Source organism: Ruegeria sp. N8, from assembly GCF_056531325.1.
The window spans coordinates 51,043-63,567 of sequence record NZ_JBQFLQ010000006.1; the positions used below are offsets into that span (position 1 = coordinate 51,043).

Genomic DNA, 12,525 nt, shown 5'->3' on the forward strand with positions numbered 1-12,525 from the left:
ACTGTTTAGTTCACCCGCGCAGTCGGCCCTGTTCCGTCATCAGAGTCAAGCCGTGGAGAAATTGACCCAACGTCGCGCCGGGATTCAATGGCGCTTGACTCGAAGCCCGCTCAACCGCTAGCGATGGCGTGATGGTTCTCGTCCCCGGTCACGGGGCGGGATGAAAAGGGAACACGGTGCGATCCTGCCCGGCATTGCCGGAACGGATCAAGGCCGAGACTGCCCCCGCAACTGTAAGCGGTGAGCAATGCCGAGATACCACTGGCCAACAGGCTGGGAAGGTCGGCAAAGCCACGACCCGCAAGTCAGGAGACCTGCCATCGAACGAAAACCGAAACTCGGGCGGGGTGTCCGGGACAGGTCGTCAGCACGCTGTCACACCTGATCCATGCCCCTCGTCCAGCGCGCGGAGGGCGCATCATGATCTGGAAGACCAAGACCCACGAATTCACCGCGACGGTATGCCAAAAAACCGGCGCCCCCTGCCCGGCACTGGCCCGAATGGCACGCGCCCTGACGGATGCAATGGCCACGGCCCGTCCGGCAACAACCGATGCGTTCGAGATCGAAGGCAGCAGCGACTTGACCCATTGCGCCGAAGGGTGCTCGGCCCGGTTTCGCGCCCAACCCGATCAGATCCGGGTGTTCTGCGGTGTGGCCGCCGACACTCCGGCCGAGCGGCTGGATCGCTATGCGGATATGTTGTTCGGAGCAGATTTCACCGCCCACGCAGCCAGCCTTTTGCCGACACCGCCCTGCGCGATGATGGAAGTGGTTACCACGGCGCCCCAGCCAGCCGCGCCGACCGAACACCAGCTTTCAGCCTGAATTCAGCTGCCCGTCCGGGCCGCCGAAGTGGCCCAGACCATCTGCGCCTCGGTCTCGACGGCGCAGGGACGTACTGTCCGTAGCATCTGCAAAGCGGTATCTGCGGGCAGTCCGCTATCCGTCATCAACCGCAAAGCAACCATACCCGATCGCCCGCAGCCGCCCCGACAATGGACCAAAACGCCTCCGCCGCCGGACAGCAGCGCACGGGCCCGCTGGCTGACATTGGACCAAATGGCCTGTATCCGCGCATCCGGCGCACCAAAATCCTGGACCGGCAGGTGAGCCCATTCGACCCCGTGCCGCTCCAGATCGCCACCGAACGCCGCCGCTCCCAGGTTTTTCATCTCAGAGCTTGTGGTCATTGAAATCACCAGATCCGGTCGCCAGTCCTGCACCGTCTTCAGATCGGCCGCATAGGCACCTCCCGCGCCGGGCAGCGGAGATATCCCCAGACGACCCGGCCCCAGTCGCAGGGAATAGATGGCGAAATTATTCATGGCACGTTCCGATCAATCTGCACCGATGATGTATCGCCTGCGTCCTTGCTTGCAAATCGAATTTCCTGCGCTGCTGCTGTGGACGTGGGCGGCAGGGGTCACTACGCTGCATCGGACTCCGAATCCGACAGAGCAGATATGACCGACACGCCCAGCCCCGCCTATCAGGTTCTTGCCCGCAAATACCGCCCGGAAACCTTCGCCGATCTAGTCGGTCAGGACGCCATGGTACGCACGCTGAAAAACGCGTTCGAGGCGGATCGAATTGCGCAAGCCTTTATCATGACCGGCATTCGCGGCACCGGCAAAACCACCACGGCCCGTATCATCGCCAAGGGTATGAACTGCATCGGCCCCGATGGCGAGGGCAAGCCGACCACCGAACCCTGCGGCCAGTGCGAACATTGTGTGGCCATTATGGAGGGCCGCCATGTGGACGTGATGGAGATGGACGCCGCCAGCCGCACCGGCGTCAATGATATTCGCGAGATCATCGACAGCGTCCGCTACCGCGCGGCCTCGGCCCGCTACAAGATCTACATCATCGACGAGGTCCACATGCTGTCGACCAGCGCCTTCAACGCGCTGCTCAAGACGCTTGAGGAACCACCCGAGCATGTGAAATTCATCTTTGCTACCACCGAGATTCGCAAAGTACCCGTGACGGTTCTGTCGCGTTGCCAGCGGTTCGACCTGCGCCGGATCGAACCCGAAGACATGATCGGCTTGCTGCGCCGCATTGCCGAGGCCGAAGGTGCGCAAATCGCCGAGGACGCGATGGCGTTGATCACCCGCGCGGCTGAAGGCTCGGCGCGGGATGCGACCTCTCTGCTGGATCAGGCGATTTCACACGGTGCCGGGGAAACCAGCGCCGATCAGGTGCGTGCGATGCTGGGTTTAGCCGACCGTGGCCGAGTGCTGGACCTGATGGACATGATCCTGCGCGGCGACGCCGCCGGGGCGCTTACTGAGCTTGGCGCGCAATATGCCGAAGGCGCCGACCCGCTGGCCGTGCTACGCGATCTGGCCGAGATCACCCATTGGGTCTCGGTCGTGAAAATCACGCCGGATGCCGCCGAAGACCCGACCGTGTCCCCCGACGAACGCGCGCGCGGTCAGCAAATGGCAGAGGCCCTGCCGATGCGCGTCCTGACCCGTATGTGGCAGATGTTATTGAAGGCTCTGGAAGAGGTCTCAGCCGCCCCCAACGCCATGATGGCCGCCGAGATGGCCGTGATCCGCCTGACCCATGTTGCCGACCTGCCCAGCCCGGAAGAGTTGATCAAACGTTTGCAAGACACCCCGCCTCCGTCACCCAATGGCGGACCCGGCGGCGGAATGAGCGCCCCACCGCACGCCGTGCAGGCCCCCGTGGCCTCTGCCTATGCGCCACACGTCCGCGGCGGAGCAGGTGCACCGACGGCGGCACTGGCGCAGGATGTGCAGACGGCTCTGGCCCGCTACCCGACCTTCGAACATGTGGTCGAACTGATCCGCACCAACCGGGATGTGAAACTGCTGGTCGAGGTCGAAAACGGTGTCCGGCTGGTTTCGTACCAACCCGGACGGATCGAATTCACACCGACGGGCTCGGCCCCAACCGACCTGGCCGCTCGCATGGGTACCGCACTGCGACGCTGGACCGGCAATCGGTGGGCGGTGACGATTGTCGCCAACGGTAAGGCAGCAACCATCGCCGAAATCCGCGACGCCGCCGATCTGGCGTTGAAAGCCGAGGCGGAACAGCACCCGCTGGTGCAGGCGGTGCTGGCTCAATTCCCCAAAGCCAAGATCAAACGCATCGAAACCCCCGAAGAACGCGCCGCCAAGGTCGAAGCCGAGGCCCTGCCCGAGGTCGAAGACGAATGGGACCCGTTCGAGGAGGACTAACCCTCCCGCGCCCGCCACGGGCCATCGGCTGACGCCGATACCCCTGAGCGACCTTGGGCCCGGCAGAGCGCGGGCGTTGCCCGCGCTCTGCCGGGCCCAACGGGAGGAGAGGTCTTGCAAAAGACCGCGACGACGGGCGGGAGGGCACTGCCCCCTTGTGCCGCACGGGCGCTATCCGTATCTAGGCGACAAACCGATTAGCAGGAGAAAACGTAATGCTCAAAGGACTCGGCGGTCTGGGCGATATGGCCAAGATGATGAAATCCGCGCAGGATCTGCAGACCAAGATGACCGACATGCAGGAAGAACTCAACAATCTGATGGTTGTCGGCGAATCCGGTGCAGGTCTGGTCAAAGCCACTGCCACCGCCAAGGGCGAACTCAAAGGTCTGGACATCGACCCCTCGATCTTCAACGGCGACGATAAGGAAGTCGTAGAAGACCTGATCCTCGCCGCCATCAAGGACGCACAGACCAAAGCCGCCGAACGCGCGCAGGCAGAGATGGCCAAGCTGACCGAAAGCATGGGTCTGCCCGCAGACATCAAGCTGCCGTTCTGATACACACTCCTGACGACCCAAAGGCCGGGCCCGCAAACTCGGCCCTTTTGCAGGAGCACACGCGTTGAGTTCGAACAGCGACATCGACAATCTGATCGACCTGATGGCCAAACTGCCGGGGCTTGGGCCCCGCTCGGCCCGTCGCGCGGTGCTGCACCTGATCCGCAAACGTGCGCTGCTGCTGACACCCCTGTCGGACGCCATGCAGCAGGTCGCCATCACCGCCCGCGAATGCTTGAACTGCGGCAACGTGGGCACCATGGACATCTGTGACATCTGCGACGCCGAGGCCCGCGCCACCGGAGAGCTGTGCGTAGTCGAAGACGTAGCCGACCTCTGGGCGATGGAACGCGCAGGCGTGTTCAAAGGCCGCTATCACGTGCTGGGCGGGACACTCTCGGCACTGGACGGCGTCGGCCCGGACGAACTGCGCATCCCGCGCCTCAAGGATCGGGTCACGGCCGAAGGAATCACCGAGGTCATCCTCGCCCTGAACGTCACCGTAGACGGCCAGACCACAGCCCACTACATAGCCGATCAGTTGGAGGGGCAGGTCCGCCTGACCTCACTGGCCCAGGGTGTGCCGATTGGGGGCGAGCTGGACTATCTGGATGACGGGACGATTACGGCAGCACTGAGGGCACGAAAAGAGCTCTGAACTTAGCAAAACGGCAGCATCCGGAACGCTTTGGCCCCTTCCGGCCACACACAAGCTTCGGTCTCATATGTCAGGTGTAAGCCCCCGACGAGTAGGTCAATTCGTAGGAATGGCTATAAATCTCGAAGACAATGCCAAAGGGGTCTTCGACATAGACCATACGGTAGGGCTTCTCACCGGGATAATAGTATCGAATTGGCATCCGCTGCTTGCCACCCGCTGCAACGATTTTTTCCACCAAGCCTTCGACATCCGGGTCTTGGACGCAAAAATGGAACGTACCATTCTGGCGAAAGTCGATATTGTTTTCCGGTACATAATTCCCGTCAAACTCGAAAAGCTCGAACCCAATGCGATCAGCAGTCGCGAGATGTGCAATACGTAGTTTTTTCCATTCCGGGCCAAACACATCGGTACACATGACACCGATATCCGTATCGTCCTCTACTACATCGGTCGGCGGCATGATCACGTAGAAACCAAGGACTTCGGAGTAGAACTGTACAGCCTCGTCAACGTTTGGGACAGACAATCCGATGTGAGAGAAAGCTCTTGGATGTTGCGGCATTGTTCGCTCCTTGTTTTATGAGACGAAAACTATTGTGCGACAGCCAAGTTTCAAGCGTTCCCTTGGCAAGGCAAAGCCGGGTTCCGCCATGCACATAGGTGTTTCTTCGCGGCGACATCAGTCAAGAATGACCTTTGCCTGCCGCACGCGGCGTGTACTATGGCTTTGACCTTGTCCATTTGATTTTGGGAACTTTAATGAAACGCCTTTTTGCTGCCGCACTTGCCGCCTTTACAGCCACTACTGCGTTTTCGCAGCAGCTAGTCGACAAAGGCTTTGTCGACGGCTGGAACATCATGATGGATCCAGCGCTTGGCAATGGGTGCTTGATACAGACGATCTATCAAGACCTCTCGGTCGTGCGTATCGGCTATGATGCGTTGGACAATCGCGGGTATTTTGCCGTCTACAACAAGGCTTGGGGTGATATCAAACAGGGCGAAAGCTATCCGATCCGTTTTGAACTGGACGGCCAGAGCTTTGATGCCACTGCCATCGGGTTCAACCAGCGCGATGTGCCCGGTGCCACCGTCTTTTTCACCGACCGCAGCTTTGTCGAGGCAATCGCAAAGAACAGGACGATGACCGTCTACAACCCAGCAGGCGAAGTTGTGATGGCGATTGACCTTAAAGGCACGGCCAAAGCGCTGGACTATGCGCGCGATTGCCAGAACCGCAAGCTCTAGCGAATCGGGTCGAACAACGCATCCTTGGCCGCGCAGTCGCGGATCACGTCCAGGCCACAGGGCACAGGCGACAGATCGCGGGACAGGCACAGGCGGACCTCTTCGATATAGCCCTGTTTGCAGGTGACGGTGATCATGTCGCGCTCTAGCGCGGGGTTGGCCTTGAGAAACGCCTCTTCCACCACTGAGGCGGGCAGCTTGACCGAAGCGTCCAATTGACGGAACACCTGTGGACGGGCGACGCCCTCATAAGCCCGCCGCGACAAGGCGTAGTAGTCCAATGCAGACAGGCCCGAACAGGTTCCGTGCTTTTTCCACTGGTGCCACGCCAGCCCAGAGGTGCCTTGAATGTCCGCCATCTCTCGCGTCATCGCGCGCGACGGTGGCGCCTTGGCCGTCGGGCAATAAGACGGCCAGCCTTGATGAAATTGCGGCCAAAGCCCGTGCAGGATCCACCCATGATCATGCCGCGCATCGCATTGATCAGAGCCGCGCGCATCGCCTTCGCGCGCGCACCAGTTGGGCGACCAGCTCAGCGACAGGACGTAATAGTCGAACACGCCCGCTTTCTCGCCGTCGGCCAATGCGACCAACCCGCTGAACGCCCAAATGACCAGCGCTAGAATCCCGTGGCGCATTCGCCTCTTCCCTTCTTGCCTTTGCGCGACTATATAGGCGCGAAGTTCCCCGACAACGGAAACCTGCCCCAAGACCACGGGGCCGCCGAATTCCGGCGACGGGACAGATGTATGCATTAGGAGGCAGGCTGATGGCAAAACCGCTTATGGCCAAAGCAACCGCCGTTTGGCTGGTGGACAACACCACGATCAGTTTCAAGCAGATCGCGGATTTCGTAGGAATGCACGAGCTTGAAGTGCAGGGCATCGCAGACGGCGACGTGGCTGCTGGCGTCAAGGGTTTCGACCCCATCGCCAACAACCAGCTGACCCAGGACGAGATTGACTCGGCGCAGAACAACCCGCTGCACAAGCTGAAGCTCAAGTTCAACGCCGCTGCGGCAGGTGAGGAAAAGCGCCGTGGCCCGCGCTATACCCCGCTGTCCAAACGCCAGGACCGTCCGAACTCGATCCTGTGGCTGGTTAAGTTCCACCCCGAGCTGAGCGATGGACAGATCGCCAAGCTGGTCGGCACCACCAAGCCCACCATCCAGTCGATCCGCGAGCGCACGCATTGGAACATCGCCAACATGCAGCCGATCGATCCGGTTGCGTTGGGCCTGTGCAAACAGTCCGAGCTGGACGCGATTGTCCAGAAAGCGGCCGCGAAGAAAGCCGCCGAAGGTGGCGTCATGAGCGATGATGAGCGCCGCAAGCTGGTTTCGACCGAACAGTCGCTGGAAATGGACGCCGCACCGAAAATCCCGACCGCCATCGAGGGGCTGGAAACCTTCTCGCTGTCCGATGACCCGGTCGAGGAAAAAGACGATGAGCCGATCGTCGACGCCGACAGCTTCTTCAACCTGCCCAAAGGCAGCGGCAACGAGGAAGAAGACGAAGATCCGCGCTTCTGATACTTAATCAGCCCCGGCCCGAAACGGCCGGGGCTTTTTTGCACGAGATACCTATGCTGAATGCTTTGTCCTCTGTCTTCGGCCCGCACCGTGCGGTGTCGATCTATGCATTTCTGAAAACATGGGGCCTGCTGATGGTGGCGATCGTCGGCACAGTCTCGGTCGCAGCAGCGCTGCTGATACTCAACGATGACGGCGCGCATGAACACGACTCGTACCTGACGGTTGCGGTTCTGACGGCGACCCCGATGAATGGAGACTTGAAACACGGCGTCATCGCGTCGGTTCAACTGCCCGACGGGTCCACCATCTCGATCGACGAATCCAAGGAACACGTAGCTCGCACCGTCGGCGATACCGCCTGCGTCGAAAAACGCGTCTACGTCAAAAGCCAAGAGCCCCGGTACCGGTTCAAAATGCCGAGCCTCTGCGAGGCCAATCAATAAGCAAAACCGCCCGGAGGCATCTCCGGGCGGTTTTTCCTTTAGATCATCTGAAAGATAACCCCTGCGATGATCGCCCCGGTGATCCCCAGCCCAAGGTAGGTCGCAAAAACCCGTGGCTTGACCAGCGACCACACTGCCGCCATCGCTGGGATCGAGCTGACCGCGCCTGCGATCATGAACGACATGGCAGCGCCTGCGCTCATGCCCTGCTCGGTCAGCCCCGCCAGCAACGGCGGTGCGACGTAAGAGTTCAGATAGGCAGGCATTCCGACCAGCGCCGCGATGACGATCGGCACAATGCCTTCGCCCCCAACCACACGCGCGATCAGGTCGGCGGGCACATAGCTAACTAGAAGCGCCTCGAGTACATAGGCCAAAGCCAGCCACTTCAGCAGGAACATCCCGTTCTGGACAAATTCAGCTCGGAACCGCGTGCGGCGTTCCGGTTCCTGCCAGAATTTCCAGACCGGCTTGTCGTCCTGTTTCGGACCACAGCCGCAGCACCCGGCGGGTTTGTAAACGCGCAGAGGCTCCGCGAACGCTCCGCCACGCATCAGCGCGCGCACCACGAAGCCTCCGAACAGGCCCAAAGCAACGGCGGCGACGGCCTTGCCTATGGCAAACGGCCAACCCAGCGCGCCCGCCGTGATCAGCAGGGTCGGCGGGTCGATCAGCGGTGAGCTCAACCAAAACGCCATCACCGCCGACAAAGGCGCGCCCAGCGCCAGCAGACCGGCGATGAAGGGGATCACCTCGCATGAACAGAACGGGGCAAGGCCACCGAACAAAGCGGCGAGGAAAATCATCCGCGTCTCGCGCCCCTCAAAGGCACGCGCGACCATGACCTCGGCCCCGGTGGCTTTGAGGTAAGACAGTAACAACACGGCAAAGAGGATATACTGCCCGGTATGCGCCAACGCCTTGCCTGCAAACGTTACCACTTCGGTCCAATTGGCCGGGTCCAGAACGGCGACCCCAATCAGAAGGACCAAGATCACCGCCCAAGGTGTCTTGATCAGGTCCAGCGCAACTTTCGCCGGAACCTTCGGGTTTTGTGTTAGCTCAGCCATCGTTTGCGGCCTTTCCCACTTCGTCGGCGCAGCACTCGGACAGGATAAACTGCGCCAGTTTCCTCAACTCGTCATAGTTCGCGCGGTTGATCGTGGTTCGGCCGATCTTCTCCTGCTGCACCACCCCTCCGGCGGCCAGAAACCGCAGGTGATGTGCCAGCGTTGACGGTGCAATCCCGGTTCGGTCCTGGATCTCTCCAACCGTCAGACCGGCCTCACCGGCGCGGACCAGCGTTTTTAGAACCTTCAGCCGGGCCTCGGACCCCATGGCAGAAAATCCCGCAGCGGCGGCTTCCCACATTTCGCAACCCCATTAAACTAGATTTCTAGTTTTTTAGGTTATTCGCATCGCCCCGTCAACAGTCAAAAATGCGTAAGTCCAGATTGCTCCCCCCATAAGTCCACCCTATAAGATACGCATGGGTATTTCGGTCGACACTTTCTTTCTGGAACTCAACGGTCAGGGCACTCTGCAAGCGCAGATCCAGCAGATGATTGCCGAAGGTATCCTGTCGGGCCGTTTTCATGTGGGTGAGAAACTGCCCTCATCCCGCAAACTGGCTGCCCATCTGGGCGTCAGCCGGATCACGGTGACGTTGGCCTATACGGAACTTCTGGCCAATGACTATTTAACAGCCAAGGGGCGGTCGGGGTATTATGTGTCGGAAAACGCGCCGGTTCCCCCGAAATACACGCCCACCCCGCGCGGCGACGAGACTGTGGATTGGAGCACCGCCCTGGCGCGCAAATTTTCGGACGGGGACACTCTGACAAAGCCCAGCGACTGGCGCGATTACCGCTATCCGTTCATCTACGGTCAGGCCGACCGGTCGCTGTTCGATCATGCCAATTGGCGCCTGTGTGCGGTGCGGGCGCTGGGGCACAAGGATTTCGATTCCCTGACCGGGGATTATGTGGATCAGGACGACCCTCTTCTGGTCGAATTCATCGCCCGCCATACCCTACCCCGCCGCGGGATCGCCGCAAGACCCGAGGAGATTCTGATCACGCTGGGCGCGCAGAACGCATTGTGGTTGGCCTCGCGTATCTTATTGAACCGCAACCGAACGGCGGTGATCGAGGACCCTTGCTATTATGCTCTGCGCGATCTGCTGAACCATTCCGACTGCAAAGTGGCGCCGGTCGCCGTGGACCGTGACGGGCTGCCACCGGATGCGCTGCCCGAGCAGACCGATGTGATCTTTACCACCCCCAGCCACCAAAGCCCCACCACCGCGACCATGCCGATCGAACGCCGCACTGCGTTGCTGGAGCGCGCCCGCGCTTTGGATGCGATGGTGGTCGAAGATGACTATGAATTCGAGATGGCCTTTTTGGGTGCACCCTCTCCGGCGCTGAAATCCATGGATCAGGACGGGCGGGTGATCTATGTAGGCAGCTTCTCGAAGTCGCTGTTTCCCGGACTGCGCCTTGGCTACATGGTCGGGTCCGCGCCGTTCATCCGCGAAGCCCGCGCCCTTCGGTCGCTGGTTCTGCGCCACCCGCCGGGGCATGTCCAGCGCACGGCGGCTTATTTCCTGTCGCTTGGCCATTACGATGCACAGATCAGGCGCATGTCCAAAGCGCTGGCGTATCGACGCGCAGCGATGGACAAGGCGGTTGAACTCCATGGTCTGACCGTCGCCGGTCGGGGGATCATGGGTGGCTCATCTCTGTGGATGTCAGCCCCCGAGCATATAGACACGACCGATCTGGCCCGAGCCTTACAAGACCAGAGCGTGCATATCGAGCCCGGCGCGCCCTTCTTTTCTGGCGCAAACCGGCCGCGGAATTTCTATCGTCTGGGTTATTCTTCGATCCCACAGGACCGAATTGATCCAGGCGTGAAACGGATCGCCGAGAAGATCCGCAAAGCTTGACTTCGATCTGGACCTAACCCGCCCTGACTTCTGGCCCTAACGCGACCCTGTCCCTTGCGCCAAAACCATATCTAAAGGCGGGGCTGCCAGCCCGGCCAAACTCATATATGCGCGGAGATCAACCAGATGAAAATGACCACCGAAGAGGCCTTTGTTAAGGTTCTGCAAATGCACGGGATCGAACATGCGTTCGGGATCATCGGCTCGGCCATGATGCCGATCTCAGACCTGTTCCCCAAAGCGGGGATCATGTTCTGGGACTGCGCACACGAAGGCAGCGCCGGTATGATGGCCGACGGCTATACCCGCGCCACCGGCAAGATGTCGATGATGATCGCGCAGAACGGCCCCGGTATCACCAACTTTGTCACCGCCGTCAAAACCGCCTATTGGAACCACACCCCGCTGCTGCTGGTCACGCCGCAGGCCGCGAACAAGACCATCGGTCAGGGTGGTTTCCAGGAAGTCGAGCAGATGAAACTGTTCGAAGACATGGTCGCCTATCAGGAAGAGGTCCGCGATCCGACCCGCGTGTGCGAGGTTCTGAACCGCGTGATCATGCAGGCCAAACGCGCCAGCGCCCCTGCGCAGTTGAACATCCCGCGCGATATGTGGACTCAGGTTATCGACGTCGACCTACCCGCGATTGTGGAATTCGAGCGTCCCTCGGGCGGCGAAAGCGCCGTGGCGCAGGCGGCCGAGCTGCTGTCGAACGCCAAGAATCCAGTGATCCTGAACGGTGCGGGCGTGGTTCTGTCCGAAGGCGGGATTGAGGCATCCAAGGCACTGGCCGAGCGTCTGGATGCGCCGGTATGTGTCGGCTACCAGCACAATGACGCCTTCCCCGGCTCGCACCCTCTATTTGCTGGTCCGCTGGGTTATAACGGTTCCAAAGCCGGGATGGAGCTGATCAGCGAGGCCGATGTGGTTCTGTGCCTTGGCACCCGCTTGAACCCATTCTCGACACTGCCGGGCTACGGCATGGAATACTGGCCTGCGGACGCTAAGATCATTCAGGTCGACATCAACCCGGATAGGATCGGCCTGACCAAAAAGGTCTCGGTTGGCATCATCGGCGATGCGGCCAAGGTGGCCAATGGCATTCTGGCAAATCTCAGCGACACAGCTGGCGACGCCGGTCGCGATGAGCGCAAGGCGAAAATCGCTCAGAAGAAATCCGCTTGGGCGCAGCAGCTGTCCAGCATGGACCACGAGGATGACGATCCGGGCACCACATGGAACCAGCGCGCCCGCGCGGCCAAGCCCGACTGGATGAGCCCCCGCATGGCGTGGCGCGCGATCCAGTCCGCCCTGCCGAAAGAGGCGATCATCTCGTCCGATATCGGCAATAACTGCGCCATCGGCAACGCTTATCCTTCCTTCGAGGATGGCCGCAAATATCTGGCCCCGGGCCTGTTCGGCCCCTGCGGCTATGGCCTGCCGTCGATCATGGGTGCCAAGATCGGCTGCCCGGATGTGCCGGTTGTGGGCTTTGCTGGTGACGGTGCATTTGGCATCGCCGTGAACGAACTGACCGCCATTGGGCGCGAAGAATGGCCCGCGATTACGCAGATCGTCTTCCGCAACTATCAGTGGGGGGCGGAGAAACGGAACTCGACGCTGTGGTTCGACGACAACTTTGTGGGCACCGAGCTGGACACCAAGGTCTCGTACGCCGGTATCGCGCAGGCGTGCGGCCTGAAAGGCGTGGTGGCACGTACCATGGACGAGCTAACAGCTGCCCTGAACCAAGCCATCGAGGACCAGAAGAACGGCATCACCACCCTGATCGAAGCCATGATCAACCAAGAACTGGGTGAACCCTTCCGCCGCGACGCGATGAAGAAACCGGTGGCCGTTGCAGGCGTCACTGCCGATGACATGACCCCGCAGGCCGGGGCGTAATCC

14 protein-coding genes and 1 riboswitch are annotated in these 12,525 nt (G+C 60.8%); of the genes, 9 read left to right on the forward strand and 5 right to left on the reverse strand.

What is annotated here, in order from left to right; all coding sequences use genetic code 11:
* The first annotated feature begins 115 nt into the window (after positions 1–115).
* Positions 116–336: riboswitch (cobalamin riboswitch) on the forward strand.
* Between the two features lie 84 nt (positions 337–420).
* Positions 421–828 (forward strand): hypothetical protein, encoded by a 408-nt coding sequence (locus ACR0C5_RS12890; RefSeq protein WP_170774699.1) that lies wholly within the window; start codon positions 421–423, stop codon positions 826–828.
* A gap of 2 nt (positions 829–830) precedes the next feature.
* Here the strand turns inward: ACR0C5_RS12890 and ACR0C5_RS12895 are convergent, their stop codons facing one another.
* Entirely contained in the window at positions 831–1,328 is a 498-nt protein-coding gene (locus ACR0C5_RS12895) for a protein-tyrosine phosphatase family protein (protein WP_170774701.1), read from the reverse strand.
* 138 nt (positions 1,329–1,466) lie between these two features.
* On the opposite strand from ACR0C5_RS12895, the gene ACR0C5_RS12900 reads away from it, so the two are divergent.
* From ACR0C5_RS12900 to recR, 3 genes are all read left to right on the forward strand, one after another.
* Positions 1,467–3,218: a DNA polymerase III subunit gamma/tau gene (locus ACR0C5_RS12900; RefSeq protein ID WP_480877120.1), complete on the forward strand. Its 1,752-nt coding sequence runs from the start codon at positions 1,467–1,469 to the stop codon at positions 3,216–3,218.
* 215 nt (positions 3,219–3,433) lie between these two features.
* Positions 3,434–3,778 (forward strand): YbaB/EbfC family nucleoid-associated protein, encoded by a 345-nt coding sequence (locus ACR0C5_RS12905; RefSeq protein WP_170355334.1) that lies wholly within the window; start codon positions 3,434–3,436, stop codon positions 3,776–3,778.
* Between the two features lie 64 nt (positions 3,779–3,842).
* Complete coding sequence (gene recR / locus ACR0C5_RS12910; protein WP_170791144.1) at positions 3,843–4,436, forward strand: recombination mediator RecR; 594 nt, start codon at positions 3,843–3,845, stop codon at positions 4,434–4,436.
* Between the two features lie 70 nt (positions 4,437–4,506).
* On the opposite strand, the gene ACR0C5_RS12915 is transcribed toward recR, so the two are convergent.
* Positions 4,507–5,004 (reverse strand): lactoylglutathione lyase family protein, encoded by a 498-nt coding sequence (locus ACR0C5_RS12915; protein WP_480505333.1) that lies wholly within the window; start codon positions 5,002–5,004, stop codon positions 4,507–4,509.
* A gap of 197 nt (positions 5,005–5,201) precedes the next feature.
* On the opposite strand from ACR0C5_RS12915, the gene ACR0C5_RS12920 reads away from it, so the two are divergent.
* Positions 5,202–5,690 carry a hypothetical protein gene (locus tag ACR0C5_RS12920; RefSeq protein ID WP_480877125.1) on the forward strand — a complete coding sequence of 163 codons (489 nt, stop codon included), beginning with the start codon at positions 5,202–5,204 and terminating at the stop codon, positions 5,688–5,690.
* Here ACR0C5_RS12920 and ACR0C5_RS12925 read toward each other — a convergent pair.
* Positions 5,687–6,328 (reverse strand): ribonuclease T2 family protein, encoded by a 642-nt coding sequence (locus ACR0C5_RS12925; RefSeq protein ID WP_480877127.1) that lies wholly within the window; start codon positions 6,326–6,328, stop codon positions 5,687–5,689. The two genes, ACR0C5_RS12920 and ACR0C5_RS12925, sit on opposite strands and share 4 nt — an antisense overlap.
* A gap of 131 nt (positions 6,329–6,459) precedes the next feature.
* Between ACR0C5_RS12925 and ACR0C5_RS12930 the strand changes: the two genes are divergently transcribed.
* Both ACR0C5_RS12930 and ACR0C5_RS12935 read left to right on the forward strand, forming a co-directional pair.
* Positions 6,460–7,221 (forward strand): DUF1013 domain-containing protein, encoded by a 762-nt coding sequence (locus ACR0C5_RS12930; RefSeq protein ID WP_480877130.1) that lies wholly within the window; start codon positions 6,460–6,462, stop codon positions 7,219–7,221.
* A gap of 53 nt (positions 7,222–7,274) precedes the next feature.
* Complete coding sequence (locus ACR0C5_RS12935) at positions 7,275–7,667, forward strand: hypothetical protein (protein WP_170783039.1); 393 nt, start codon at positions 7,275–7,277, stop codon at positions 7,665–7,667.
* A 38-nt stretch (positions 7,668–7,705) separates the two neighbouring features.
* On the opposite strand, the gene ACR0C5_RS12940 is transcribed toward ACR0C5_RS12935, so the two are convergent.
* Positions 7,706–8,737, reverse strand: coding sequence for a permease (locus ACR0C5_RS12940; protein ID WP_480505329.1), 1,032 nt, complete (start codon positions 8,735–8,737; stop codon positions 7,706–7,708).
* Complete coding sequence (locus tag ACR0C5_RS12945) at positions 8,730–9,038, reverse strand: ArsR/SmtB family transcription factor (RefSeq protein WP_480505327.1); 309 nt, start codon at positions 9,036–9,038, stop codon at positions 8,730–8,732. Before ACR0C5_RS12945 ends, ACR0C5_RS12940 begins: the two co-directional genes overlap by 8 nt.
* 118 nt (positions 9,039–9,156) lie before the next feature.
* Here ACR0C5_RS12945 and pdxR point away from each other — a divergent pair, with 118 nt between their 5' ends.
* On the forward strand, positions 9,157–10,617 hold the full coding sequence (gene pdxR / locus ACR0C5_RS12950; RefSeq protein ID WP_480877134.1) for a MocR-like pyridoxine biosynthesis transcription factor PdxR: 1,461 nt from the start codon (positions 9,157–9,159) through the stop codon (positions 10,615–10,617).
* 126 nt (positions 10,618–10,743) lie between these two features.
* Positions 10,744–12,522, forward strand: coding sequence for a sulfoacetaldehyde acetyltransferase (gene xsc / locus ACR0C5_RS12955; RefSeq protein WP_170774724.1), 1,779 nt, complete (start codon positions 10,744–10,746; stop codon positions 12,520–12,522).
* Positions 12,523–12,525 lie beyond the last annotated feature (3 nt).